This is a genomic window from Bacillus sp. V3-13, assembly GCF_002860165.1.
In the GTDB taxonomy this organism is placed as follows: Bacteria; Bacillota; Bacilli; order Bacillales; family Cytobacillaceae; genus Bacillus_BJ.
The window spans coordinates 45356-71458 of record NZ_PGUZ01000033.1 but is presented as its reverse complement, the minus strand read 5'-3'; the positions used below and the strand labels follow the sequence as shown (position 1 = coordinate 71458).

Here is a 26103-nt window from a genome sequence, read left to right as displayed (position 1 = left end):
CCCAAAATATCGAAAATTCCTTTAAAATATCAAAAGAGCCTGCCAGCATATGACGCTGGCCGGCTCCTATTTTTTTATTTTAGAAAAGCGTTGTAATACCTCGTCATTGCCACGGCAAAATCGCCGCGTGTTACGGTTTGCTTCGGGCTAAACGTAGCTGTGACGGTTGGTTTTAAGTCGTACGGTCCCTGGGAGATGGAGAACTTGGCATTCAGGATATTTAAGTCTAAAGCGAGCTGGACATATCCTTTTAATTCGGCTGGAATGTCCGCCGCATCCTGGATGGCGATTCTTTCGTCTTTATACTGCACAGTCAGGTCTCCTTCAAAGGCTTTTGCCTCGTTTTGCAACCCAAGGCTCTGGACCAACGAGTAGGCAAGTTCCGCACGGGTCACAGCATCCTTTGGTGCGAACTTCCCGCTTGCCTTTGGCAGGATGACGCCATTTTGGATGTGCTTTTTATCCGCAAACGCGGCACCTTTTGCAGCGGTTGCTTCGACAAAAGACAGGTCCTCACTGGCAACATCAAAAAATGTTTTTTGTCCCACGGCTGGCAGCGACTGGCGGATTTCCGCACCCATCACGAGGTATTTTGCCAGCTCTTTTCTCATCAAGGCTGAATCTGGTTTGAATGCTCCATTTGCGTAACCATCAAACAATCTTTCGTTGACACCGATTTGAATCGCCGCCGCAGCCGGATGGGCGTTAATGTCATTCAATCCGGTAAAACCGCTCACCTTTGTAAATGCCAAAGTACCTTTGACAGTCTCAGGAAGCGCTGCCCCGACTGGATTCACTTCGTTGCCCCTCAGTCCTCTTATTTCAGCTTTCCATGTACCGGCTGCCGGGGAATTGACAGATACAGTTCGATCGTAGTAGAGCGGGAACAACAAACTCACGCCCGAGCTGTATTCCGTTCCATCAGGTGCAATTAACACGAGATTAATCGGATTCCCCGTTTCTTCCAACAATCCTTTTCCATCTACTTTTGCTGTAAGGCTTGTTAGCCCTTCTTTTACAGTAAATTCGTATTGATTGGTCGAAACAAGTGTCAATGGATTATAATCTACTTCAAATTCAGTCCGTTCTGTAGATGAGTTAACATTGCTGTTAAATTTCTGGAACATGTTGACGGTTTTTCCGTAAGCTTTGCCGTTGAAGGCTTTGTCAACAGCTGCATAAGCATTGACATAGCCGGCACCGGCCTCCCATGACTCATAGCCCGGCATGTTGGTAGCTGTTTCTTGTAAAATTTGTTTGACTTCCGCAGGCGAAAGCTCGGGATTTACTTCAAGAATGAGCGCGGTGATTCCGGCAACATGCGGAGTCGCCATCGAAGTTCCGCTCATATGCGTGTAGTACGGCAAATGGGCCGGACTGAGCACTGCAGCATCTTGATCAGCAGACAGACTTGATACCGGTGCGATGACGCGTGTCGAAATAATATCAACACCAGGTGCAGTGATCGCCGGTTCATCCTTCCATGTCCATTCCTGGCCGTCGATCGTAAACTTTCCGCCAGCTCCTTTTGTTCCCCGTGAAGAAAAGTCGGCTAACGTACCGTCTTTAACACCTGCTGCAACCGAAATAACCCAAGGCGCTTTTGCATAAGGGTTATGCGTGTTCTCGCCAGGACCTTCATTTCCGGCGGCAAAAAGGACTGTAATACCGCGGTCGTACGCTTTTTTGCTGGCAATATTAATTGGATCGTTCGGATCAAAATCGCCTGTAGATCCCCATGAATTTGTAATAACCCGGATATTGTATTGCTGCTGATGGGTGATCGCATAGTCAAAACCGCCGATTCCATCCAAAATAAACAGGGCGGCACCTGAGCCGTAACCGATTAAGTCAGCGCCCGGAGCAACACCTTCATATTTTCCTGACGACATTGCGCCTGTTCCCCCGACCGTCCCGGCCACATGGGTTCCATGGCCTGAATTAGTATCGGTATTCGGAACGTTTTCCTGGTAAGTAATCGGCAGCAGTTCTGGAGCAAGACTATTCAAGTTTGTCGAAGCCATGACGTTTTGCACTAAATTTCTGCCCAGTTCATGGTCTTTGTGCGTGCCATCGACGCCGCTGTCATTAATGACAACCCCGATTCCTTTTCCGGAAACAGGCAGCCCGTTATTGGCTTTTCGGAAGGAATCATCTGTTCTAACTTTATCAACACCCGTCACATCAGTAGCTTCTTCGTTAAAATAAGTAAGTTTCTTATTTAAATAAATAGATCGGACTTGATCGTGCGTTGCCAATTTTTCGATTTGTGCTTTTGTAGCCAACACACCAGCGATTGGCAGCGACTTCATTGTGATGCCTGTGTCAATGCCAAGTCCTTTCAAAAGGTTAAGCTGCGATGATGTCGGTGGCCCGTCCCCGTCAAAGCTGACAATGACTTGCAGGCTGCTTTCGGTTTCCATTGCTTTTTCAAGAAGCGGATCAAGAACGGCTGTGCGTTCCGTGTTTGCTTGAACAGCCCTATTCTGTCCGGCAAACGAAGGAAAGAACAGTATTAACGCAAAAAAAACAATAAGCCATCGTTTCATTTTCGTGCTCCTCTCAAAATTAATAAAATACTAATTTTATTATCTATTAAAGGCGGAAAAGTGGATATTCCACAAAGGTTATAAAATTGAAACCCGGAAGGAGTATTCTCCTATCGTACAAAAGTTGTAGACCAATAGTTGCCGGATGTGTTCCCCCTATGGTCAAATTACAAGAAAGCGCCTTAATACCGGATTCGGCATCGAAGGCACCTTCATCAGATTATTTTTTATAAAAAGAAGCTTGCACTGCTTTATAAGCATTAATATAACCTGCTCCAACTTCCCAGTTTTCATATCCTTCCATTGGGGTTGCTGTTTTCTGCAAAATATCCTTCACTTCTTTTGCAGACAGGAGCGGGTTGGCGTCAAGCATTAACGCAATGATTCCGGCAGCGTGCGGGGCCGCCATCGACGTTCCGCTCATCGTCGTATAATAAGGAATGTAAGCCGGCTCGATATATTGCACATCGTCTGTCGCGCCAAGTGATGCTATTGGCGAAATCACCCTGGTCGAAATGATGTCGACACCCGGCGCGGTAACCGTTGGACGGTCTTCCCAAGTCCAGGTTTCCCCATCAACTGTAACTGTACCGCCATTTCCCTTTTCACCGCGCGATGAAAAATCAGCCAAAGCTCCTGACTTGGTTCCGGCTGCGACCGCGACAACCCATGGCGCTTTTTTATAATTTCCCGAGATTGTTTTTTGTTCAGGACCTGAGTTTCCGGCAGAAAAAACTGTGACAATGCCGCGGTCATATAACCTTTTTGTGGCTACATTGATTGGATGATTCGGATCAAAATCGGTACCAGCATCTCCTGTATCTCCCCATGAATTGGTAATGATGCGAATATTGTATTCCTGCTGATGTGTGAGAGCGTAGTCAAAGCCGCCAAGCGTATCAAGGATCGCCAGTCCGGCACCGGACCCATAACCAATTAGGTTTGCGCCCGGTGCAACTCCTTCATACTTACTTCCCGACATAGCACCGGTCCCGCCAACAATGCCGGCGACATGTGTACCATGTCCGGAATTATGATCAGTGGATGGAACATTTTCCGCATACGTAATAGGCAATAAGGCATCAACAGCATGAAGATTCGTGGAACCCAATACATTTTGGACAAGATGATCGCCAAATTTAATGTCTTTATGGAGTCCATCTACGCCGCTGTCATTGATGACAACTCCGATCCCTTTACCGGATACTGGAAGCCCGCCGTTCAGCTTTCTCATCTTGTCATCTGTGCGAACCTTATCTACCCCGGTTAAATCGGTTGCTGCCGCATTTTCGTATGCCAGTTTTTTATTATAATAGATCGATAGAACCTGATCGCTTTCAGCAAGCTTTTCAACCTGCCCTTTTGTAGCGAGAACACCTGCGATCGGCAGGCTCTTGAAAGCAATCCCTTTCGTAACCCCGGCATTTTTCAAAAAGTCGAGCTGACCCGCAGTTGGACCGCTTGCGCCCTTAAAGGTGACAATCACTTCAACCGGTCCAGTTGCATTCGATAGAGCCTCTGCCAAGCTGGAATCGATTTTAGTTGAGTTTAATCCGGTTGCTTTTGAGGAAGTTCCCTGCATGATCGCACCGAAAATAACTGCCGCAAACAAAAGAAACGATAATAAGGCTGCTCTAATCTTCATCCATTTCACTCCCAGTTTGAATTTTAAGCATTTTTAAAATTATCTCATGTGCCGGGCCACTCCACTATTGTGCAGAAGGGGTAAATTCGATGCCCTGTAGTATTAACTTACTTACTACTAAGGTAGTAGGGCACTATTAAAAATGGGAGTTGGTGATAGATTTTAATTGTTGATGATAAATGGTGCGAAGTTGATGATAAAGGCTGCAAAGTCGACGATAAAATTAGCGAAGTTGATGGTATTTTAAAAACCAATAGAAAAAGGCCCCTGTACATTCAGGAGCCCGGCGGCATTGGCACAAGCTGGTTCTGGACCGCGTAAATCACAACCTGGGACCGGCTTTTCACGTTTAACTTTTTGAAAATCTTGCTGACATGAATTTTCACAGTTTTGTCACTGATAAACAGGCGCTGTGCAATTTCTTTATTGCTTAATCCTTCGACAAGACACAGCAGAACTTCCTTCTCTCTTTCCGTTAAGCTGGAATCTTCTGTTTCGGTTTGCTTTTGCTGGTGGAAAGAAAGCAGCTTTTTTGTCATGGACGGGTGAATGACTGACTCTCCCTTCGCCACCGTTCGGATTGCCGCGACAACTTGATCGGAGGGTGCATCTTTTAATAAATAGCCGTCGGCGCCTTCGCGGATGGCAGACATGAAAAACTCGTCATGGCTGTGCATCGTCAAAACCAAAACTTTTATATTTGGATATTGTCTTTTAATAATCCCGGTTACTTCTACCCCATTTTTGTTTGGCATGTTGATATCCATTACGACGATATCCGGCTTAATGATGCCAATTTTCTCTAGAGCCTCGTCCCCGGAAACCGCTTCGCCAACCACTTCGATATCGTCTTCCATTCCTAAAATGTTGCGGAGCCCGTCTCTTAACACAGCATGGTCATCCACTAGCATGAGCCTGATCAACTAAATCTCCCCCTTCAAACCCCATTTTTGGCACTGTAAGTGTAACTTCTGTCCCCTCTCCTTCCTTGCTGTCTATTTGCAGCGAAGCATTGATTTTATCCGCGGCATCGTTCATTTGCAAGATGCCGAAATGCGGTTGGTTTCTCGCTTTAAGCATTGCCTGGAAAAGCGAAAAACCGTTACCATCATCTTTTACTTTCAACAATATATGTTCTGTTTGATAGCTCAGTAAAATCTCGATGCTTGATGCACCTGCATGTTTTATGCTGTTTTGCAGGCTCTCCCGAAACGTATCAAATAATACCTTCTCCACCATCGGGCTAAGCTCGAGTTCTTTCCCCCTAATCTCAAATTGGATATTCTGCCCATGTTCCTGCCGGACAGCTTCAATTTTTCTCGTGATCGCAGTGGCAAGCCCAACCCGCTCTGTAGGGTATGGCCGCAAAGCATAGATCGATTCGCGAACTTCCTTTAAACTTTGGCGCAGCCTCATAACACTGTCTGATACTAATCTTTTCGTCTCATCCGGGTTCTTGTCGAATTTTTTTTCGGCTGTTTCAAGCTTCATGACAGCACCGGCAAGCGTCTGTGCGAGCCCGTCGTGAATATCGCGGGCGATCCGGTTGCGTTCTTCGAGAACAATCCGTTTTTCTTTTTCAGAAAAAAGCATTTTTGTCTTCATAATAACAGCAAGCTGGTTGGATAGCGTTGCAATCGATTGGACATCGTCATCCTCGAAGCTTTTCGTCCTGCTTTTTCCAACAATGAACATGCCGACTGTTTCATCCTCGACAACGAGCGGGGAGTACATGAGCGCTTTAATATCCCGATCGAAAAACGAATCCGCCATTCCGCCCTGCTTTTTGCGATTGGCGTAAATCCGAGGTTTTTTTATCTCCTCAAAACCGGCAATCATTTCAGGTGACAATGCAAGATGACCATTTACTACTCTACCGTCCTCGATTTCCAGTTTCCACTCTTCGTCCTCTTTCATCCAAAGAAGACTGGCTTCAACATTAATAAACTCATTAAAACTGTTTTTTAACGTTGACAGCCATTCTTTTGCAGGCAGCTGTTGATTTAACTCCGTTGTGATGGAAAACAGCGCCTTCAACCGCCGCTTCTCTTTTTTGAGCCTAACGATCGTTGAGCTTAACAGGGCAATGCCGACCAGGGGTGAAAAAAAGAAAAAGTAGGAAAAGAAATCAATTTCGCCGCGGTTTTGGCTGCCAAGCACATACAAAAGCAAGCCATATACCAGCGAGAGCATGATACTAATAAGCTCTGTCAGCATTTTTTGATTCCAATCCTTGAGCGGATATGGCTGCGGGCGAATCATTAGGACGAAATCAACAATCGTATTATTAATAAGAAAAAACAAGATTAATAAAGTGCAATATTCAATGATTCCCAAAAGTGTATCTGATTCAATGCCATTTTGTAAAAAACCGCTGAGGAACGACCAAAGTTGCTCCGCTAAAAATAAGCTGAGAACAAGCTGGGCCGGATTGAAAAAAATGATTCTTAAAGGGCGGCGCTGCAGGATATTGACCGACAATACAACAACAGCGTAGATCACAAGTGTGTAAGGAAGTCCGTAGAGCAGATAAAGCATGTAAACGAGCGGGAAGGTGATCGCCGTGAAGCCTCTCCAAACAGGCATCGGATAGTATTCGCTGATGAATAAAAAAACAATCAGCAGCAGCATCGGAACGAAGTCTGCGATTTTGTCAAAATAAAACAACTGGCAAACAACGGTGAGCCAGCCCACAATCGAAATGGCCAAAAGATACAGCTTCGAATAACTTTCCCTTTTTTCAAAACGAACAAGGCTACTCACTCCGACACCTCCTTTATCATGAATATTCTGTTAAATTGATTTTATAGGTAGTTCTACAAAAACTCAAACAAAAAACCCAGACTGGTCGAATGGCAGAGCCGCTGACCAATGCTGGGCCAAATCCTCGAAAGGATTTTGTTGCTGTTCATTATGGCAAAGAATGATCCTCTTTACTATTCAACGAACGGGTTATCTTTTATAGTACAAAAGTTATATCACTAACCGGGACTTGGTATAAGAATAGTTCCTGAATTGCAAGTGATTATGATAAATTTAATGTAAAGGATATTATTCGGGAAAATTCATGACTTTTTATAGTGAGGAGGACGGAAAATGGCCAATATTAAGGAAGTAGCAAAAATGGCCGGTGTTTCAGTCACGACCGTTTCCCGCGTCTTGAATAACCACCCTTATGTGAAGGAAGACAAACGGAAGTCGGTTTTAGACGCAATTGAAAAGCTTGATTATATCCAAAATTTGAACGCGGTTAATCTGGCAAAAGGGAAAAGCTACACGGTTGGCGTAATACTTCCTTTTATCAACCACCCACATTTTGGTGATATTGTCCAGGGCATTGCCAGTGCCGCACTCGAGCATAATTACCGGTTTATTATGTGCCAGACAGATTATAAAGCGGAAGAGGAGCTTAAATTTCTGCAACTGTTAAAAATGAAGCAAATTGACGGGGTTATCATTTGCTCTAAAACGAGCAGCTGGGACGAAATTGAACCATTTTCGGAATTTGGCCCGATCGTAGCCTGTGAAGATACGCGCGGAGCAGCTATTTCTTCTGTGTTTATAGATCATTATGGAGGCTTCAAGCTCGGAATGGACCATCTTATTTCGAAAGGGCATCGAAAGATTGGCTACTGCATCGCAAGAGGCTATAGCTTCAACAGCCGCCAGCGAAAAAAAGCCTATCTGGATGCTTTAGGAGAAATCGGCGCGAGCATTCACAATGATTGGATGTTTGACCAATGCATCTTTATCGAGGATGGCATAAGAGTCGTGCACGAGCTTCTTAACATGAAGGACCGCCCGTCTGCATTGCTCGTCGCCTGTGATCAGGTAGCAGCAGGGATTGTAACGGAAGCGCGAAAACGCGGAATTAGAGTGCCGGAGGATCTGGCTGTGATTGGTTTTGACAACCACCCGATTTCCAAAGTACTTGATATTACTACGATTGAGCACCACAGTGTTTCGCTTGGAAAAAACGCTTTTAATCTCGCTTTCTCACTAATTGCCGACAACAACAATAAAGTGGAAAAGGTCGAACTTCCATATCAGCTGATCGTCCGTTCAACCGCTTAAAAAAAAGAAGACTGTTTCCATCGCAAGTGGTTTACAGTCTTCTTTCGGTGATAGTCGTGCAGTGCGTCATATTCACACAATCTTCTTGATTGGTGTTTGAAAAATTTTGTCTTCCAATCTGTCCTTTGCCACCGACAAATTTCGCAAACATTCGGCCTTGACCTTATCGTCACAGATAAAATCGTTTAATAGCTCGTCTTCCAGCCTTGAATAAGCTGCAGAAATATAGTCCTTGCCCATTTCTTGCAAGCTTTTTACCGCTGTGTATTCAAGCAGCTCTCTTTCAAAATATTCAACCGTACCGAACAAAACAGTCAACTTCATCTCCGCCTTCCTTATAAATTCATTACCGTTGGTGCCGCCGCAAGATGGGCGAACAAAAAAAACCATCCAAAAAAGATGGTGGACGCTTTTATTAAAGGAAACAATCCTTTAACATCAGCAGCAATACCCGTTCCTTTTTGGCAACCCGACTATCATAGCTTACGCCTTAGACTCGCGGCTTTGCGTCCTTATTTTTCAATAAGTTTGCCTTTAACATTCCATTACTTTTATACTAAAACCAATTATGCCTTTTTTCAATCTTTTTCGGCAATTTTTTTACATTTTCGCTCAAATTTAGTCATATTTTACTAGATTTTTGATAGCAATAAAGTAGCTTTTTTACGAAAAGAAAACCCGCACGCAAAAAAAACAGCCTTAAAGCATTCGCTTCAGGCTGTTTTTCCAGGGCATACACCTATTATTACTTCATGGCAGGCGGCTGAATTGGATGTCCTGCCGGCTCTTCAGCAGAAGCCTGTGACAATTGGGTTTCACTTAAACTGACTACACCTAGACTCAACAAAGAAAATAATCCAACAGAATAAACAGTAACCAACATTTTTTTCATTCACTTTTTCCCCCTTAACTGGTTTTTTCTAAATATTTAACAGCTTTTTTGTGCATGCCGATTTCTCGGTAATGCACGGAAAGCAGATGGTAAAAATGGCTCAGATCATCCAGATGTTCGCTGCTCTGTTCTAAGTATGGAATTACTCTGGTTTCTAAATATTCGATCGATTTTTCCTTCGAATCAATCGCAGTTAAATAATATCGTGCCAGTATCTGATACTTTTTCATACCTAAATGGGTCGACATCTGCGACAGCTCATCAAACACAAGGCGTGCTTTCTCCATCTCTATTAAAGAGAAATAAATTTCCCCGACTGAATACAAAGTGATCAAGTAATGGCTGGATTGTTTATGCTGGAGAGATAAGCTTTTTTTATAATAATTTAAGGCTTCCACCAAGTTGCCCATTTTCCGCTGGAGAAACCCCATATTATGATAGATCTGCGAAAGAAGCTGCTGGTCATTCAATATTTCGGCATTCCGAATCAGATGCTTGAAGCAGCATAATGCCTCTTCATAGATTTTTGAATGCGTATAATTGATGCCAAGCAGCATTAACGAATGAAGAATCCTTTTAAAATTATGCTGGTTCATGAATTGTTGCAGTGCCTGCTTGCCATAATGGATCGCATAGCTCGATTGCTCCAGCGAGCTTTTTACGAGTGCCCGGTGGTATAGAAGTTCACCTGTGGCAGCCTCGGGATTCGCGTCTGTAAACAGCTGGTCAAATGCCTCATCTGCTTTCTTAAACTGCCCCTTTAAAATTAACAATAACGCATTATAGCTTTGATATAAATAGCTCTCATATTGGGAAAAATTTTTTGTTTGTTTCTTTAACATTTCACGCTGCTGCTCTGCTTCCGCGAGGAATCGCTGAAATAGTTGGTATCTGTATTTAATAAGCTCATACTTATATAAGTATGACGAAAAAGGAATGATATTTTCCAGACCGGAGAGCTGTTCAAAAAGCTTCTGGGCATCGTCTTTAAGATAAAAATCAATTTTATCCTTAAGTTCATTCAGGAGGGTACCGATTAACTCTTCCTGCTCACATATTTCTTCGATGCTAATATTTAATCTGTTTAACAGCAGCATAATTGTTTCCGTGTTCGCATCTTTAGAATTATGTTCAATTTTGCTTAGATGCGAAACAGAACAAATTCCTTTGGCAAGATCCTTGAGCGTCAGCTTTTTTTGCGTACGGTAAAATTTAATCAAAGGCCCGTATTCCATCCAGCCACCACCTTTTCATTGTGATCATTTCTTTTATTATTATTAATATGAATTATAACAAAATTTTCAAAATTTTCACTAAAAAAGTGGAAAAATTACCGATTTAAAGAATAGCCGAATACCGCATCGTTGATAACACCATAAAAAAACGCCCGGATAGCAGAGTATCCAGGCGTTTTTTATCGTAAATTTAATGTGGAGCCAGTAATCCTGCAAAAGCAGGACCAGCTTATTTTTTTGTTATCTCACCCGTGCAAATCCAAATCCCGATGCATAGTCATCACCTGTGGTGGCGCCGGTTCCGCCTTTAATGTCGTACTGCTTGGCGCGGTTTTGCAACTGGGCACGAAGCTGGACATTGCTTAAGGTTGGGCTGGCAGACCAGATTTTCGCTGCAAGTCCGGCGACATGCGGTGTCGCCATTGAAGTTCCGCTGATTGTATTATAGTTGCCATCATACCAGGTAGATTCGATGCCGCTTCCCGGTGATGAAATTTCAACATCACGTTCCTGAATGACATAGTCTCCATCTGTGTTCGGGTTCCCGCGGGATGAGAAGTTGGCAACACGGTAAGTGCCATTCTGCTGGACATTTTCAAGAGCAGCAACTGCAACCGCGTTTACGAGTGCGCCCGGGTAACCGATTGTATTGCTGCCCGGACCGGAGTTCCCTGCAGCAGCAACAATAAGGACACCTTTGCTGTATGCATAATCAACTGCATTTGCAATAAGTGTATCTTTAACGCTTGAACCAAGTGACATGTTGATCACTGCCTTTGAGCCTGTCCGGGCTGCTTCATCTGCAACATGGCGAATCGCTGCGGCTATGTCATCAGAGTATCCTGAACCGCTGTCGGAAAGCACTTTATATGCCCAAAGCTCGGCCTCCGGCGCGACACCGTAAATGCCAAGCCCGTCACTTCCTCCGTTTGCCAGTGCTGTTCCGGCGACATGTGTACCATGGCCATTCCGGTCTGTACAGCTTCCATTTACTAATGGTGAAGTCTGCGTGAAATCTTTACATTGCTCAACGTTTTGGACCAAATCAATATGGTTTCGATTAACACCTGTATCAAGAACCGCCACTTTGATTCCATTTCCGCCGCTTGTTCTCTGGATGGCGCTGTCGTTATAGATTGCTTGAATTCCCCAAGGTGTCTGGTCGCTTGGCACTGTTGCTGCTGCTTTGATCGGTGCAGTAGCCTGAACTTCGACTTCCGGGACAAGCTCAACTTTTAAGTTCTTAATTTTTTGCAATGCTTGATATTGCTGGGCATTTACAGTAGTTGTAAAGCCCTCGCCGCCAAAATCCCACCGTGCACCGTGTTTCTCTTTCATTTGATTAACCCGGGCTTTTTGGGCGGCAGGAGCATGAATTAAAACTCGATAAGATTGCTGGCTTTCTGCTTTTTCTGTAGCTTGTCCTAAAGCCGCCGATGAAAACATTGAAAAACCCATCGCTAAACTTAAAAATGCCGAGCCTAGAATTCTTCTTTTTTTCATACCGAATACTCCTCTCGAATTTTAATGGCAGCATTTTGTTGCTGCGATTTAAGTATATTTAAAATATTCTGAATAAATCAACCTATTTTTACTCATTAAAAGTTGGGAAAATTTTTGTCGAACCGAGTATTTTCTAAATATTTCCTTAATCTAATCGGACGTCAGAACAATTCGAAGCGGTCTTCCAATCAAAATCTTCTTGAAAAATGCAATCAGGCATAGTAAAATTGTTTGATGTGACTGTCTGGTCATCGTTAAATTAATAATTGGATTTTTTTGTTTCGATAACAAAAAATAAATGAATCAACATTGAAAAGGGGGAAATAGATGTCATCGTTAAAAGAAAATCGGACACCGCTGGCGCTTTTAATGATTAATATGTTTATCGCCATGGTTGGTATCGGGTTAATCATCCCTGTATTGCCAATGTTTCTTGATGAATTTGGTGTCGGCGGCCAGGCTATGGGTTATTTGGTTGCCGTTTTTGCATTAACCCAATTCCTGTTCTCTCCGTTAGCCGGGGAAATGTCGGATAAATACGGACGGAGACTTCCGATCATCGTCGGACTTGCTGCCTTCACGATTTCACAGCTGATTTTTGCAGTCGGTACAGAGATTTGGATGCTGTTTGTCTCGAGGCTTCTTGGCGGTGTAGGAGCTGCCTTTATGGTTCCGCCGATGATGGCGTACGTAGCCGACATCACAACAGAAAGAGAACGGGGAAAAGGGATGGGTTTACTCGGTGCCTGCATGTCACTGGGATTTGTCATTGGCCCCGGAATTGGCGGGTTCCTTGCTGAAATTGGCATAAGAGTTCCTTTTTATACAGCAACCGTTATTGCCGGCATTGCGACTGTTTTATCGCTGTTCTTTTTACCGGAAACATTGCCAATTGAAGAACAGCAAAAGGCCAGATCTGCGGTTCGCGAAAAAGAGAGCATGCTTAAACAACTGAGAAAATCGTTTAAAGCACCTTATTTTATGCTGCTCATCCTGATTTTTACGATGACATTCGGACTTGCCAACTTTGAAGCAATTTTCGGGCTTTATGTTGATGATAAATTCGGGTTTACCCCTAAAGATATTTCAATCATCATTACGATCGGGGCATTAATAGGTGTTATTATCCAATCTGTATTTGTTGATATTATGCTGACCAGGTTTGGCGAAAGGAACGTCATGTACTGGACATTCCTGATCTCCGCGGTGTCCATGCTGTTGCTTCTGTTTGCTGGTTCTTTCTGGTCTATATTGGCTGTCACTCTCATATTCTTCACAGCCACATCGCTCGTCCGGCCTGCCCTGAATACATTGCTGTCGAAAATGGCCGGAAACGAACAAGGCTTTGTGGCCGGGATGAACAATATGTATATGAGTATCGGAAATATGCTTGGCCCTGCTCTTGCCGGGATTTTGTTTGATGTCAATATCGACTATCCTTATGTGGCAGGAGCGATCATCCTGTTGATGAGCTTTTTCATGCTGTTAAGCTGGAAGGACCGCAGCCGGGGTCTGGCACATCCGGAGCCAGTCAGGGAATAAAGAACTTTATAGAGTTTCAAAATGAAGGCCAAATCGTGTGTGATTTGGCCTTTCACTATGATAGTAAAAACCGGCCCAAAATCAGGAGCCGGCTTTTACTATATGGTTATATACTTATATCCCGTTTCTGGAAAAAGGCAAATGTGATCACCAAGAAAATCACGTAATAAACGGCGAGAATTGCCAGTGATATTGGCAGTGTGATATTGTCCAAAATCGTATCCTGAAGGGTGTATATCGTTAAATCCAAATGCGGGAAGATCAAGAATTTGACCCATTCATATTTTCCGGCAAGAACGATCAGGATCCCACCGATCGATGAAGAAAAGAACAACACAAAAATTCCGATGCCGACTGCGAGTGCCTGGCTTTTAAACAATGTCGACAGCATAAAGGCGATCGTCATGATCACCAATAAGCCAGGTAAAAAGTAGAGCGTTTTGAGCAAGTATTGTGTTCCTACCACAGCTTCCTGTTGCCCTTCAAGGCCCATTTCGAAAATTTTTGCATCAAATGCACCATTTCCAAATAAAATGAATCCGATTAAATATCCTGAAACAATCAGGGTCAGCAGCATTAAAACGGCATAAATAATCACGGCAATATACTTTGATAATAAAATGGCCCATCTTCGGTGCGGGCGGATTAGCAGCTGTTTAATCGTCCCATCAGAGAATTCCGCTGATACATTGGCGCTGCAGACAATGACAACAAACAGCGTTACGAGAGAACCGACTCCTATGACGACATCATTCATAAAGTGCCAATTATTTTTTTCATTTGGATTGATGTCCTCGTTTAAGTACTTCTGGTTTTGGTCGATTTGCTGCTGGGCCCACTGTTTTTCTCCTTCAGACAGCCCCTCCATATCCTTCTGGAGCTGCTCATTTTGCATTTGCATTTCTTCACGCCAGTTTTCGTTTTGCTCCCCATTGATTCTTTGGTAGACGATGCCGCCAATCAAAACGGCTAATACGATAATGATCATATAAATCCAGCTGGCTTTTTTCTGAAAAATTTTCATCAGCTCATTGCGTATTAAATTGATCATAAGCTATACTCCTTTTGGTCCTTGTTGGTTAATTCTAAAAAGCGATCTTCAAGAGTTGCCTTGACACTGCTGATTCCATAAACATCAATATTATGCTGAACGAGCATTTGATTCGCCCTGGCGATCGTTTCTCGCTTTATGGCAATTGTGAATTCCTGCCCTTTCGATGCCTTAACATCATTGATAAATCCATTACTCTTTAACAGCTCAACCGCTTTTTCAACATGATCAACCTCAAAGATCACATCGCGCAATAATTGTTCAGATCCTTCAACGCTGTCATTCATCGTTGAAATATGCGTAAGCTTTCCTTTATCGATGATCGCAAAGCGGTTGCACATCAGCTGCATTTCTGAAAGTAAATGCGATGACACCAGCACTGAAATTCCCTGGCTCGCCAATGAATGGAGATAGTCCCTGAATTCGCGGATTCCTTGGGGATCAAGACCATTTGTCGGTTCATCCAATACCAGCAACGACGGATTATGTAAAAGCGCCTGTGCCACCCCCAGCCGTTGCCTCATGCCGAGCGAATATGTTTTCACTTTATTATGGATTGCATTTTTCAAACCGACTAATTCGATGACTTCGTCAAGTCTTGATTCAGGTATTTCCTTTGTGGCCATTCTCGCATAGTGAATGAGATTTTTATAGCCGCTCATATATTTATAGAATTCTGGATTCTCAACAATAGCGCCAATCTCACTCATCGTTTCCTTAAAGGCGTCATCAAGATTATGTCCGTTAACAATAACATGTCCGCCTGTCCGGTTGATCAGACTCACAATCATCCGGATGATCGTTGTTTTACCAGCTCCATTTGGGCCTAACAGGCCAAATATTTCTCCTTTTTCAATGCTAAAGCTGACATCGTCAACAATCGTCTTTTTCCCGATTTTTTTTGTTAACGATTGCACCTCCAGTGCATACTGTGCCATACTTTCCCCTCTTTTCTGTTTAAATGAACTTCTCTAATGTTATACGATTATCGTGGAAAAAAGTTGCAAAATGTGTAGAATTTCTATTAAAATTTCATTAATTTTGTAAATTTACTCTTTTTTCAATGTCGTTTTACGTTGATATCTTACCAATCCATGAATTACTCTCATGATCCGGTGAATTTCATAATATTAAAAAAAAACTTAATATTACCGATCTAACAGTTGTGAGATAATCTAATAGGTAGGTGAGACTATGCTTCCAAATGTCCAAACAGTTACTATTTATATAATTATCGGTGCACTGATCCAGCTCTTCGGGTTATACGCCGGCAAGCTCCATAAACGGACTGGAATTATTTTAGAGATTTTAGCAATCATTTCAGCGGCCGGTTATGTTTTTTTTAGCCATTCTTTTCCTGACAGCATCATTTACCTTGCATTTATGTCGAACGGATATTTTGCAGCGACGGTACTTACATCAGGCCGGGATAAATATGAAGAAGTCAAAAACGAGATTAGCAGGCTGGAACCTATTGAGATCAAACTTAGCCGAAATTCCAGGCGTATATTTGCCGATTTAGCGATTACCTCAACCGTATTGGCAGGCGCTATATTGTTTCTAATATTTGGCCCCGATGAGAGCCCATTGAAAATATTTATTTTATTCAGCTTGATAACAGTCATTACAGAAATGATTAAAAGATTGGCTGTTTATAAGAGCGTGAAACTTTATTATTGTGGCAATGAACATATACTTTATATCCACTCCCAGGCCGACTCGAGAAAGTTGCCTCTTCGTGATGTTAAGAGTGTTCAATTAGAATCCTCTGTTGATCTATTAAAACTGCACCCGTTGTTTACGCTGTTTTCTTCGAATTCAGATTTTACAACAAGCGATAAAGAAGTGATCCGCATTGCTTTCCCCGGGGAAACTGTTTATTTGACTGTAGAGAATTCATTATATTTGAAGACATTGATTGAAAATAAACAAGCAGAACCAATAGAAATCAGCGAAACGGTTACTGTCTTACCCTTTTATCATTATAAAAATTTAAAACGATTAGCGGGCAAACTATATTTTGCTATAACCGTAAAAGGTATCTCGGCATATACCGGATTGTTGCTGATTATGTATTACTTGGATGTTCCCGAATGGCTGATGGTAACAGCAACCTTAGTCTTTTGGATTTTTAACTTATATATTTCTGACCGGGTTTTAAAAACCGCCATGGACGCAAAAGAAACGACTAATCCAGCAGTAGCTGAAGCGGCGCGCAAAATTTTTCAAAAAGCGGGCATTTCGAATGTAAGAGTGTACGAAACAGAGTCAGCAGAATATAACGGGATGGCAACCGGAATGAATATCGGCCGTTCGATGATTACATTAACGACAGAAACTTTGAAGCTTCCGGCTGCAGCCGTTGAAGGCATACTAGCCCATGAGGCGGTTCATGTTAAAAAACGGGACGTGTTATGGGGACAACTTTGGCGGCTGCCCTACATGGCCGCAGTTTTAATGGTAATCCTGTTTATCAGGGAACAGCTACCCAATCTCGATGAATATAGATTGGCGGTTTTCTTTCTGATTTGGCTGCTTATTTTCCTTTTTCCAATCTATCAATCTTTTTGTTCGCAGTGGATGGAAGTACGAGCAGATCATTTAGGCGCTTCTTATTTGGAGGGGGGAGCGCAGCAAATGGCGGAAAGCCTGACTGCACTTGGCACTGAGCAGGACAAAGCAACTAATAAACAGATCGAATACAGCATAGCCGCCAAGAAGGACGCTGACAAACCTATATCAAGCCTAAAACGCGACGGGATACTCTGGCGACTCATCGAATTTCAAATTATGGCCCATCCTCCCCTTTATTGGAGAATACAAATCCTAAAAGAGATCCAGTCAGGATGGGGCAAGAAAGTCCTGTGGCGCTGGTTGAAAGATAGGGGGAAGGAATCAATAATACCTTAAGACGTTTTTATGATCGGTTAAAAACCATGCCCACCATGCATATACCTCTAAAAAGGAGGTATTGATATGGCTGAAATGTGGGTGATCACAGCTGGTTTTATCATATGTTTAGGTTTATTTGGGGGAACGTTCGTTTATTTTTTAAAAAGTGCATTAAACCCGGAGGACTCGAAGCGGATCGACCCCTTGCCTGGAAAAACACAGAAAAAATGAGCATTAGCTGCAAAAAAAGAAGGCTGAAACTTGTCCAGCCTTCTTTTCCACAATAAAAAGCGGAAACCTCTCGATCGGTTCCCGCCAACTGTATCCTATTATTTTTTAATCACTGGATTATTGCAGCTGCTTTGCGCCTTCCGCACGCTGAATTAAAAGTTTTTTGATCCGCTCATCATAGCCGATCGGGTCGCAGAAGATAAATTCCATGCCGCTGTTCAACTGTTCAAATGCTGCGATTCGTTCTTCTACTTCTGATTGAAAACTGCCGGCAAACAATAGATAAGGGATAATATAGACTTTTTGAAATGATTGCTCCTGCAGCTCTGCCAGCTTTTCATGAAAATACGGAGGAGTAATCAAATAGCCGGCAACCGACTTCGTTCCAAGTTCCTCACCAAGAAAACACGAAATCGCCTCCATTTCTATAGCTGCAACAGGATCGGGACTGCCATGGCTTACAAGCAAAACCGCTTCATTGCCTTCATGGGCATACAGTTTACTGGCAAGACGGTCTTTCAAAATATCGATGATAACCGGATCGACGCCAATCGCGTCTCCGTATTTGAATACAATCTCAGGATAAATGGCTCTTGCGCGTTCTATTTCCTGCGGGATCCCCGTGTTGGCATGAATGCCTGGCAAAAGCAGGACGGGAATGATCGTCACCTCTGTTGCACCCTGGCTTACTACGGTTTCAACTGCCTGCATGATGGACGGCTCCGCCCTTTCATAAAATGAATAAGCTTTAATAGGCGTATTCATACTTTCCATTACCATTTCGATAAAATCAATAAACTCCAGGTTACCTGCCCCAGTGCGACTGCCGTGTCCAGCAAAAATAACTGCGTCCATGATTTTCCTCCTCTGTCCGGCCGTTGTTGTTTAATCTGATCTATTGGCAGGACGTATTTATTTCATTGTAAATTGACCTGTTACTATTTTATATGAGTTTCCTCACATCTCACACTAATTTGTGAATCATTTCACAAATTAGTCGAAAAAAGGACCGTCCCCCAGCACTTTATGGAACGGTCCCTTTTGATTGTTTGTAAACATCCGCTTTTATTTAAAAGTCTTTGCTATTAAAGCTCTGGCGGACTGAAGCAGGGTTGTTGGATGTGAGATGTTCATTATTCGCTAAATAAGCATTATCTCTGTCCATTCTCCCTGGCTCATCCATTGATCTCATATCGGCTTCATCGAATCCGGCTCTGCCCATCCTTGCAGATTCTCTATCAACGAGCACTAAAATTTTTCCTGCTTTTACTTCAGACTCATAGCGGCCAGCCTCATCTTCAGGAATCCCCATTCCGATCAGCGCACCAGTCAATCCGCCGGCCCCGGCTCCAACCGCAGCTCCTGTTAAAGTAGCAGCAATTGGACCTGCGGCGATAATTGGACCAACTCCCGGAATCGCCAATGCACCGACGCCTGCCAACAGGCCGGCAAGGCCGCCAAGCGCTCCGCCGGTAGCTGCTCCGGCGGCAAGACCTTCATCTGCTTTTGTGCCCGTTGCTTCCGTCACTTCGTCAACTTCATCGTCATTTCTGCCAATAACCGAGATCTCTTCTGACCGGTACCCTTGCATCTTCAAATCTTCAACAGCACGAATCGCTTCTTCATGTGTATCATAGACTCCGACAATATGTTTTGCTTGCTCAGCCATATTCTATTCCTCCTCCTTTGGGTTGGAAAAGCTGTTCACCATTAAAAATACCCGCTTCAAGGAGGTTAAAACTAGCATTGCTTTCCAATTGGATTGTTTGATTTTGTATTTTCTTTAACTGCAAAAAAGAACTGCCGTTAGCGCAATACCGGCAACGGCAGTTCTTTTTTATTGGATCTATGATATTCACTGTATTCCCCAAGCAGCGGATAATAGGTCACGCCTGTTAGTTGGATATCTTTTTTTGCAGCTTTCACAATGAAGTTGTCGGAATCAAGTATGGCAACGACTTCAATCTCTTTTGAAAAAGCTCCCCTGTCAAACTGGCCAGACAGTACCCATGCTTCTTTTTCGCAATCCTCCTGCAGTCCATCAAACGCTTCTGAACGCGGGGCCTGATTATCTGTGCCAACATGAATCAGATCTTCAATGATCGCGCTTGCTGTCGGGTACATTCCCGCGCCGGGACCAAGGAGACTGATATTTCCGACAATATCAGCATCAATCGAAACAGCATTTTGCACGCCCTCCACCTGGTACAATGGGTGTGCCCGTGTAACAAGCACAGGCTTCACAGAACAATGAACACCACCGGCTGTTTTTTCCAGGGAGGCGACATGCTTAAAGCGAAAGCCCAGTTCTTTATATGCCTTGATTTGTTTAATCGTAATCTCGGCAATACCTTTCCTGGATGTTTTGTTCCAATCAGGTTGCTCGCCAAAAACGAGCTGGCTCAGGATGGCTGCTTTATAAAAGGCATCATAGCCTTCGATATCATTGGTCGGGTCGGCTTCTGCATAGCCATTTCGCTGGGCAAGTAATAAAGCCTGTTTAAACGAAAGGCCTTCCTCTCTCATTGTCGTTAAAATGAAATTGGAAGTCCCGTTTAATATCCCTTCTATTTTTTCAATCCTGTTGACATTCAGCAGTTTTCTTAACGTTTGAATAACAGGAATCCCACCGCCAACCGTCGCCTCATAGCCGATGGATACTCCTTGTTCGTTCGCCAGCTCAAGAAGTTCGCTTCCGTGGTGGGCGAACATTTCCTTGTTAGCGGTAATAATGTGGCAGCCCTTTTTAATAAAATGCTTCAAATAATGAAAGCCTGGCTCTTTACCTGTGATGGCATCAATCACGACGTCGATCTTCCCAACATGATCAATATCCTCAAACCGGTCTGTCAGGATGACAGAAGCGTCTGGAAGCTTATGCTTTTCAATATTTTTAACAAGAACAGCCTTAATTTCCACTTTTTTGCCGAGAACGCTCTTGAGCCTCTCCTGATGGTAATGAATCGTGTTATAAACACCTTTGCCGACTGTTCCGTATCCTAATAATACAACGTTAAGGGTTTGCATTTGTCCACTCCTCTTATCCCGTAGTCGAGGGCCGTTTTAATATGCCCGCCCCAGTTGGAAAACTCCGTTAAAAACCCATCATGACCAAAATTCGTTTTCACCTCAAAAAATAGAGACTCCTTATTTTGCTCTTGAAGGAAATCCGCCGCTTCCTTAATCGCATGTGGCGGATAGAGGAGGTCTCCCGTAAATCCGAGCAAAAGGACGGAAGCCTGGACATGCTTTAATGCTTCCTGCCAGCTTTTACGGCTAAAGCCGATATCATGCCGGTCCATCGCACCGAGTAAGCGCAAATAACTGTTGGCATCAAAGCGCTGAGCCAGCTTTTCACCCTGATACTTCAAATAGGATTCAACCTGGAATTCAGCACCATTTTCCTTTTGCTCTCTTTGGAACCTATTGTTAAACAAATGACCGGTCCGGTAGGTAACCATGCCCACCATTCTCGCAATCTCAAGACCGATAAGTTTTGTTCCGTCCGGATAATAGCCGTCCCGCCATTCAGGGTCTGCCATAATCGCGGTTCTGCCAATTGTATTAAAAGCAATCGCATAATCGCTTAAAAATGGCGTGGCAGCAAGCGGAATTAACAGCTCTGAAAAGGACGGATAAAGAATTCCCCATTCCCAAACCTGCATTCCGCCGAGTGAGCCTCCAATAATCGCTTTCGCCTGATGAATGCCTAATTTTTGCAGTGCTTGATGCTGGGCGCGGACTATATCCCTGATTGTGATTTCCGGAAAGTCCTGCTTATAGGCGGTTCCTGTTTTCGGGTTAATGCTGGCAGGCCCGGTGGAGCCTGAGCAACCTCCAAGAACATTGAAAGTGATCACCATATACTCGTTCGTATCGATGTACCGCCCGGGTCCGATTAAGCCGGACCACCAGCCAGGCTGATCATTTGTGCCAACCGTATTCTGATTTCCGGTTAAAGCGTGGCATACAATGACGACAGGCCGGGTTCGCTTACCGGCCAGTTCATAGGCAAGCTCCACTTCTTGCAGCTGATCCCCTGAATCAAACGTGAAGCTGCCAATGTTAACTTTTCCATACTCGACGAGCAGGGAGCCGGGTTTTTTACCGTTTATTGATCTTTTCAAGCTCACGCGCCTTCAGCTCTCTTCGCAAAATTTTTCCGCTTATTTTTGTTTTTGGAAGCTTATCTATGAATTCGACTTCCCGCGGCGCTGCATGGGCAGCCAGCTTCTTTTTAACAAATTGGCGGATATCTCCAAGAAGCTCGTCACTTGGCTTGTAACCTTTACGGAGGACGATAAATGCTTTTACAATTTCACCGCGCAATGCGTCAGGTTTTCCGATTACGCCGGCTTCGGCCACGGCAGGATGTTCAATCAGTTTGCTTTCTACTTCAAAGGGGCCAATCCGTTCTCCGGAAGAATTGATCATATCATCGCTTCTGCCCTGGAAAAACACATAGCCGTCTTCATCTAAAATTGCCAGATCCCCGGATAAATACCAGCCCGGGAACGGGAAATACGATTGATATTTCTCTTCATTTTTCCAAATTTCGCGCATGATCGCAGGCCAGGAGGCTTTGATTGCAAGATGGCCGACTTCCCCGTGCGGCAAGATATTCCCGTCATCGTCCAAAATGGCAACCTGGATTCCTGGAAAAGGCCTGCCCATTGATCCGGGCTTAATGACTTCCGATGGAAGATTCACAATCAGCTGGGCGCCTGTTTCGGTCATCCACCACGTATCGTGGATTCGCTTGCCAAGCGTTTCCTCGCCCCAATAAATGACTTCAGGGTTTAAGGGTTCCCCTACACTCAACACATGCCGGAGCGAAGAGAGGTCGTATTCCTTTTGGAGAGCGTTGCCTTCGGCCATCAGCATCCTGAATGCGGTCGGTGCGCTGTACCAGACGGTCACTTTTGTTTTTTCAAGCGTCCTGTACCATGAGCAGGCATCAAAACGGCCGCCATTAACAACCAATGTTGCCCTGTTTAGCCATGGGGCAAAAATGCCGTAAACGGTCCCGGTCACCCAGCCGGGATGAGCAGTACACCAGTAAACATCGTCGTTCTTCAAATCAAGCACCCATTTGCCGGTCAAGTATTGCTGAACCATCGCCCTGTGGGCATGGACAACCCCTTTTGGCTTTCCGGTCGAACCGCTTGTATAGTGAATATTCAAACCTGATTCCATATCAACCCATTCTGTAATATCAGACTCTCGCTCAATAGCTGCCAGCTCTGCCGGCAGTGAAATTTCACCGGCTTCACAATGCTCAGGAGAAGAAGTAATAAATATTTTTTCAAGCGATGGCAGGTCGTTTTTCGGAATTCTTTTCCCAAGAACATGATCGGTAATCATGAATCGCCCTTCACAATCTGCGACCCGGTCCCGGATCGCTTCTTCCATAAATGCTTCGAATAATGGGCCTGCAATCGCGCCCAGTTTAATGACCGCCATCATCGCAATATAGCAGTCAGGATGCTTTGGCAGGAAAATAAACACAATATCTCCCTTTTTGACGCCGTGTGCCCTTAACACAGAAGCAAGATGATCTGATTTTTCCTTTACTTCCTTGAAGGTTAATTTATATTCTTCTTCGCCATTAATATAATGGATTGCCGTTTTGCTTCCGTACCCTTCCTCAACATGCTTATCGATACATTCGTGAGCCATGTTGATCCGGCCTGTCTTTTTCCAGCTGAACACCTTTTCGGCTTCTTCCCAGGAAAACGTCGCACATGCTTCATCATAATTTCGAAGATTATAATTCCCCTCTTTTGGAGGTAAATGATGTCTAGTTAATACAGTCATAATCAAACCCCTTTGTTCGTTCTTGTGAATGGCCTTTAGCCATTGGTCGTTAAGTCTAAAAGATTGATAATCTTTTCCTTTGTCCTGGCAAGTGCTGCATCTCCCCTTGCCCGGGGCCGCCGCTCATCCAGCTTGATTGTATGGTAGACTTCTCCCGGTTGTCCCCTGAGGATGATAATCCGGTCACAAAGATAAAGTGCCTCATCGATATCATGGGTAACAAGCAGGATTGTCGGCTGGTATTTTTGCCAGATCGACAGCAGTAAATCTTGAAGCTGCATTTTCGTAAATGCATCCAACGCGCTGAATGGTTCATCGAGCAGCAATATTTCCGGTGCTGTGACAAGTGCTCTGGCAATTGCGACCCGCTGCGCCATTCCCCCCGATAAGTCCTTTGGAAAATGCTTTTCAAAGCCATCCAGTCCAACAGCAGATAAATATTCAGCTGCCTTCTCTTTTCTTTCGGCATCGTCTTTTAAACCGAGGGCGACATTATCAATTACGTTCAACCAGGGGAGGAGACGGGATTCCTGAAAGATCATCCCGACTTTCTCATGGACTCCTTCCACATTTTCATCGTCAATTTTGACCTGCCCCTGGTATTCCTGATCAAGTCCTGATAAAACGCGAAGCAGCGTGCTTTTGCCGCAGCCGCTAGTCCCAAGGATTCCAATTACTTCCCCTTGTTGAACGGAAAGATTGATATTTTTAAAGCCGGTCGAACCGCCTGAAAACGTCCTTGATACATTCTCAATTGCTAACATGCTATCAGTCCCTTACGCTTTCCCGGCAATCGTATCTTGCCAGTGGAGTGTTTTTCTTTCAATGCTCTTCAAAATCGAATCTGTTATTTTTCCCAGGATTGCAAACAGGACAATACTGGAAATAATCAGTTGCGGAGAATACGTGTTTTGTCCGTAGACAAGCAGATAACCGATGCCCTCGCTGGCCCCCATCAATTCTGCGGCGACTACGAACATCCAGCCTAATCCAAGCCCGCTGCGAATGCCGACGAGAAACGATGGCAGCGAAGCCGGAAGGATAATTCTGCGGATCAGCTGATAGGAATTGAAATTATAGATTTTCCCAACCTCTATTAACTTGCGGTCGACGTTTTGTATGCCTGATACAATATTTAAATAGACCGGGAAAAAGACACCGACGGCGATCAGTACAACCTTTGAAGGCTCACCGATTCCCATCCATAAAATAAACAGCGGGACCCAGGCAAGCGATGGGATCGAGCGAAAAGCCTGGATTAACGGATCAAGCAAGCTCTCTGCTTTTTTCAGATATCCGACGATCGAGCCGAGCACGACCGCCAGTGCCACGCCTATTAAAAATCCAAAAAAGAGCCGGTAAAGCGTAATGCCAAGATGCCCCCAAAGTGTTCCGTCCTGCCCCATTGTCATAATCGTGTCGAGAATAACCGTCGGAGCGGGCAGCAGATGGGCCGGAAAAAACCCGCTTTTACTCAAATACTCCCATAAGATGATCAAAATCCCCGGTACAATCCCGCCAAGCAAGACCGCTTTCAGATGCTTATTTACCTGGAAACTTTTCTTTGATTTTCCGATCGTTAAAGGCGTTGAAACCGTCGGATCTTTACTGCTCATTTCCTATACCCCCTTTGTGAAGGCTGCGCAGGTAACACAGCCTATTGAACGACCTTTTCCGCAAATTTCGGATTGATCAGCTCGTTAACAAGCTCTGAAACTTCTGTTCCTTTTTCAATAATTTCCCCTTTTTGCAATACCTCACCGGCTGACTGTAAAGCTTCCCTTTGTTCATCCCCCGGGACAGCATTTGAAAAATCGTTTCTTTCCATTTGCAGTTTTGCGACTTCCGGACTGATTTGCGCTTCTTTTGCAAGAATCTCAGCAGCTTTCTCAGGATTTTCAAGCGTCCACTTTCTTGCTTTCTCATAAACTTCAATTACTTTCTCAACATATTTCGGATACTTCTTGGCAAAATCACTTCGTACGTTTAGTACCCCGTATGTGTTAAAATCAGTGTTTCGATAGAATAGCTTCGTATCCGCTTCGACCTCAAGCCTTGCCATATGCGGGTCAAGACCTGCCCATGCATCAACCTGGCCCGTCGTTAACGCGCTGCCGCCATCGCCATGCTGAAGGTTCACGAGCTCAATATCGGATTGGGAGAGCCCCTCCTCATCAAGCGCTCTCAGCAGGAAGATATATGGATCTGTTCCCAGTGTTGCAGCAACCTTTTTCCCTTTCAGATCACCAACATCCTCGATCGCTGAGTCTTTATTGACGACGAGCGCTGTCCATTCCGGCTTTGAATAAAGATAAACGGACTCAATTGGCGCCCCTTTTGCTTTTGCCATTAATGCCGCAGCACCGGCTGTCGAGCCAAAATCAACACTGCTGCTGTTTAAAAATTCGAGAGCTTTATTGCTTCCCTGGCTGAGCACAAATTCTACTTCAATACCTTCTTCTTTAAATGCTTCCTCAGCCCAGCCGAATTCTTTTAATACCAGACTGGTTGGTGAATAATACGCATAATCCAAAACAATTTTATCTGGCTTGCCGCTTTTCCCGTCCCCGCTTGCAGTCGTACTATTTGAACAGCCGGCTATCGCGAACAGTGCGAGTAAACCGGCCAGTAAACCATACCATTTTTTCATCTTTTTATACCCCTTTCGACTT

The 26103-nt window shown here is 44.2% G+C and carries 22 protein-coding genes and 1 riboswitch; of the genes, 4 read left to right on the top strand and 18 right to left on the bottom strand.

The window, feature by feature from the left end:
- Window positions 1–74: 74 nt before the first annotated feature.
- From CU633_RS13365 to CU633_RS13350, 4 genes are all read right to left on the bottom strand, one after another.
- On the bottom strand, window positions 75–2549 hold the full coding sequence (locus CU633_RS13365; protein WP_101661095.1) for a S8 family serine peptidase: 2475 nt from the start codon (window positions 2547–2549) through the stop codon (window positions 75–77).
- A gap of 220 nt (window positions 2550–2769) precedes the next feature.
- A complete protein-coding gene (locus CU633_RS13360; protein WP_101661094.1) occupies window positions 2770–4194 on the bottom strand; it encodes a S8 family serine peptidase in 1425 nt (474 codons plus the stop codon).
- Window positions 4195–4469: 275 nt separating this feature from the next.
- Window positions 4470–5117 carry a response regulator gene (locus CU633_RS13355; RefSeq protein WP_101661093.1) on the bottom strand — a complete coding sequence of 216 codons (648 nt, stop codon included), beginning with the start codon at window positions 5115–5117 and terminating at the stop codon, window positions 4470–4472.
- Window positions 5092–6957 carry a GAF domain-containing sensor histidine kinase gene (locus CU633_RS13350; protein ID WP_101661092.1) on the bottom strand — a complete coding sequence of 622 codons (1866 nt, stop codon included), beginning with the start codon at window positions 6955–6957 and terminating at the stop codon, window positions 5092–5094. Before CU633_RS13350 ends, CU633_RS13355 begins: the two co-directional genes overlap by 26 nt.
- A gap of 333 nt (window positions 6958–7290) precedes the next feature.
- Between CU633_RS13350 and CU633_RS13345 the strand changes: the two genes are divergently transcribed.
- Window positions 7291–8268, top strand: coding sequence for a LacI family DNA-binding transcriptional regulator (locus CU633_RS13345; RefSeq protein ID WP_101661091.1), 978 nt, complete (start codon window positions 7291–7293; stop codon window positions 8266–8268).
- Window positions 8269–8340: 72 nt separating this feature from the next.
- Here the strand turns inward: CU633_RS13345 and CU633_RS13340 are convergent, their stop codons facing one another.
- The 4 genes from CU633_RS13340 to CU633_RS13330 form a co-directional block, all read right to left on the bottom strand.
- The gene (locus CU633_RS13340; protein ID WP_257958743.1) at window positions 8341–8592 is read right to left on the bottom strand and encodes a hypothetical protein; all 252 of its coding nucleotides are present in this window, start codon (window positions 8590–8592) and stop codon (window positions 8341–8343) included.
- Between the two features lie 136 nt (window positions 8593–8728).
- A riboswitch (cyclic di-GMP riboswitch) is annotated at window positions 8729–8811 on the bottom strand.
- 202 nt (window positions 8812–9013) lie between these two features.
- Entirely contained in the window at window positions 9014–9160 is a 147-nt protein-coding gene (locus CU633_RS22875) for a hypothetical protein (RefSeq protein ID WP_180954960.1), read from the bottom strand.
- A gap of 14 nt (window positions 9161–9174) precedes the next feature.
- The gene (locus CU633_RS13335; protein WP_101661090.1) at window positions 9175–10395 is read right to left on the bottom strand and encodes a helix-turn-helix transcriptional regulator; all 1221 of its coding nucleotides are present in this window, start codon (window positions 10393–10395) and stop codon (window positions 9175–9177) included.
- A 240-nt stretch (window positions 10396–10635) separates the two neighbouring features.
- A complete protein-coding gene (locus tag CU633_RS13330) occupies window positions 10636–11898 on the bottom strand; it encodes a S8 family peptidase (RefSeq protein WP_101661089.1) in 1263 nt (420 codons plus the stop codon).
- A 327-nt stretch (window positions 11899–12225) separates the two neighbouring features.
- Between CU633_RS13330 and CU633_RS13325 the strand changes: the two genes are divergently transcribed.
- Window positions 12226–13440, top strand: coding sequence for an MFS transporter (locus CU633_RS13325; protein ID WP_101661088.1), 1215 nt, complete (start codon window positions 12226–12228; stop codon window positions 13438–13440).
- 106 nt (window positions 13441–13546) lie between these two features.
- Here the strand turns inward: CU633_RS13325 and CU633_RS13320 are convergent, their stop codons facing one another.
- Window positions 13547–14491: an ABC transporter permease gene (locus tag CU633_RS13320; protein ID WP_101661087.1), complete on the bottom strand. Its 945-nt coding sequence runs from the start codon at window positions 14489–14491 to the stop codon at window positions 13547–13549.
- Window positions 14488–15429, bottom strand: coding sequence for an ABC transporter ATP-binding protein (locus tag CU633_RS13315; protein WP_101661086.1), 942 nt, complete (start codon window positions 15427–15429; stop codon window positions 14488–14490). The genes CU633_RS13320 and CU633_RS13315 overlap by 4 nt, the downstream gene beginning before the upstream one ends.
- A gap of 256 nt (window positions 15430–15685) precedes the next feature.
- Between CU633_RS13315 and CU633_RS13310 the strand changes: the two genes are divergently transcribed.
- Together CU633_RS13310 and CU633_RS22870 are read left to right on the top strand one after the other, a co-directional pair.
- Window positions 15686–17401 carry a M56 family metallopeptidase gene (locus CU633_RS13310; protein ID WP_101661085.1) on the top strand — a complete coding sequence of 572 codons (1716 nt, stop codon included), beginning with the start codon at window positions 15686–15688 and terminating at the stop codon, window positions 17399–17401.
- Between the two features lie 66 nt (window positions 17402–17467).
- Complete coding sequence (locus tag CU633_RS22870; RefSeq protein WP_180954959.1) at window positions 17468–17614, top strand: hypothetical protein; 147 nt, start codon at window positions 17468–17470, stop codon at window positions 17612–17614.
- Window positions 17615–17731: 117 nt separating this feature from the next.
- Here the strand turns inward: CU633_RS22870 and CU633_RS13305 are convergent, their stop codons facing one another.
- The 8 genes from CU633_RS13305 to CU633_RS13270 form a co-directional block, all read right to left on the bottom strand.
- On the bottom strand, window positions 17732–18469 hold the full coding sequence (locus CU633_RS13305; protein ID WP_101661084.1) for a sirohydrochlorin chelatase: 738 nt from the start codon (window positions 18467–18469) through the stop codon (window positions 17732–17734).
- Window positions 18470–18683: 214 nt separating this feature from the next.
- Window positions 18684–19283 (bottom strand): general stress protein, encoded by a 600-nt coding sequence (locus tag CU633_RS13300; RefSeq protein WP_101661083.1) that lies wholly within the window; start codon window positions 19281–19283, stop codon window positions 18684–18686.
- Window positions 19284–19420: 137 nt separating this feature from the next.
- On the bottom strand, window positions 19421–20641 hold the full coding sequence (locus tag CU633_RS13295) for a homoserine dehydrogenase (protein WP_101661082.1): 1221 nt from the start codon (window positions 20639–20641) through the stop codon (window positions 19421–19423).
- On the bottom strand, window positions 20614–21741 hold the full coding sequence (gene metX / locus CU633_RS13290; RefSeq protein WP_257958738.1) for a homoserine O-acetyltransferase MetX: 1128 nt from the start codon (window positions 21739–21741) through the stop codon (window positions 20614–20616). Before metX ends, CU633_RS13295 begins: the two co-directional genes overlap by 28 nt.
- Window positions 21719–23431 carry an acetate--CoA ligase gene (gene acsA / locus CU633_RS13285; protein ID WP_101661081.1) on the bottom strand — a complete coding sequence of 571 codons (1713 nt, stop codon included), beginning with the start codon at window positions 23429–23431 and terminating at the stop codon, window positions 21719–21721. The genes metX and acsA overlap by 23 nt, the downstream gene beginning before the upstream one ends.
- A gap of 35 nt (window positions 23432–23466) precedes the next feature.
- The gene (locus CU633_RS13280; protein ID WP_101661080.1) at window positions 23467–24195 is read right to left on the bottom strand and encodes an ABC transporter ATP-binding protein; all 729 of its coding nucleotides are present in this window, start codon (window positions 24193–24195) and stop codon (window positions 23467–23469) included.
- Window positions 24196–24207: 12 nt separating this feature from the next.
- The gene (locus CU633_RS13275) at window positions 24208–25047 is read right to left on the bottom strand and encodes an ABC transporter permease (protein WP_101661079.1); all 840 of its coding nucleotides are present in this window, start codon (window positions 25045–25047) and stop codon (window positions 24208–24210) included.
- 41 nt (window positions 25048–25088) lie between these two features.
- Window positions 25089–26081 (bottom strand): aliphatic sulfonate ABC transporter substrate-binding protein, encoded by a 993-nt coding sequence (locus CU633_RS13270; RefSeq protein WP_101661078.1) that lies wholly within the window; start codon window positions 26079–26081, stop codon window positions 25089–25091.
- Between the last annotated feature and the right edge of the window lie 22 nt (window positions 26082–26103).

Excerpts from the sequence above, each read along its gene's own strand:
- CU633_RS13360 (WP_101661094.1), bottom strand. The coding sequence starts at position 4,194 with ATGAAGATTAGAGCAGCCTTATTATCGTTTCTTTTGTTTGCGGCAGTT.
- CU633_RS13275 (WP_101661079.1), bottom strand. The coding sequence starts at position 25,047 with ATGAGCAGTAAAGATCCGACGGTTTCAACGCCTTTAACGATCGGAAAA.
- CU633_RS13310 (WP_101661085.1), top strand. The coding sequence starts at position 15,686 with ATGCTTCCAAATGTCCAAACAGTTACTATTTATATAATTATCGGTGCA.
- CU633_RS13280 (WP_101661080.1), bottom strand. The coding sequence starts at position 24,195 with ATGTTAGCAATTGAGAATGTATCAAGGACGTTTTCAGGCGGTTCGACC.
- CU633_RS13335 (WP_101661090.1), bottom strand. The coding sequence starts at position 10,395 with ATGGAATACGGGCCTTTGATTAAATTTTACCGTACGCAAAAAAAGCTG.
- acsA (WP_101661081.1), bottom strand. The coding sequence starts at position 23,431 with ATGACTGTATTAACTAGACATCATTTACCTCCAAAAGAGGGGAATTAT.
- CU633_RS13320 (WP_101661087.1), bottom strand. The coding sequence starts at position 14,491 with ATGATCAATTTAATACGCAATGAGCTGATGAAAATTTTTCAGAAAAAA.
- CU633_RS13330 (WP_101661089.1), bottom strand. The coding sequence starts at position 11,898 with ATGAAAAAAAGAAGAATTCTAGGCTCGGCATTTTTAAGTTTAGCGATG.
- CU633_RS13305 (WP_101661084.1), bottom strand. The coding sequence starts at position 18,469 with ATGGACGCAGTTATTTTTGCTGGACACGGCAGTCGCACTGGGGCAGGT.
- CU633_RS13340 (WP_257958743.1), bottom strand. The coding sequence starts at position 8,592 with ATGAAGTTGACTGTTTTGTTCGGTACGGTTGAATATTTTGAAAGAGAG.
- CU633_RS13325 (WP_101661088.1), top strand. The coding sequence starts at position 12,226 with ATGTCATCGTTAAAAGAAAATCGGACACCGCTGGCGCTTTTAATGATT.
- CU633_RS22875 (WP_180954960.1), bottom strand. The coding sequence starts at position 9,160 with ATGAAAAAAATGTTGGTTACTGTTTATTCTGTTGGATTATTTTCTTTG.
- CU633_RS13345 (WP_101661091.1), top strand. The coding sequence starts at position 7,291 with ATGGCCAATATTAAGGAAGTAGCAAAAATGGCCGGTGTTTCAGTCACG.
- CU633_RS22870 (WP_180954959.1), top strand. The coding sequence starts at position 17,468 with ATGGCTGAAATGTGGGTGATCACAGCTGGTTTTATCATATGTTTAGGT.
- CU633_RS13315 (WP_101661086.1), bottom strand. The coding sequence starts at position 15,429 with ATGGCACAGTATGCACTGGAGGTGCAATCGTTAACAAAAAAAATCGGG.
- CU633_RS13270 (WP_101661078.1), bottom strand. The coding sequence starts at position 26,081 with ATGAAAAAATGGTATGGTTTACTGGCCGGTTTACTCGCACTGTTCGCG.
- CU633_RS13300 (WP_101661083.1), bottom strand. The coding sequence starts at position 19,283 with ATGGCTGAGCAAGCAAAACATATTGTCGGAGTCTATGATACACATGAA.
- CU633_RS13365 (WP_101661095.1), bottom strand. The coding sequence starts at position 2,549 with ATGAAACGATGGCTTATTGTTTTTTTTGCGTTAATACTGTTCTTTCCT.
- CU633_RS13295 (WP_101661082.1), bottom strand. The coding sequence starts at position 20,641 with ATGCAAACCCTTAACGTTGTATTATTAGGATACGGAACAGTCGGCAAA.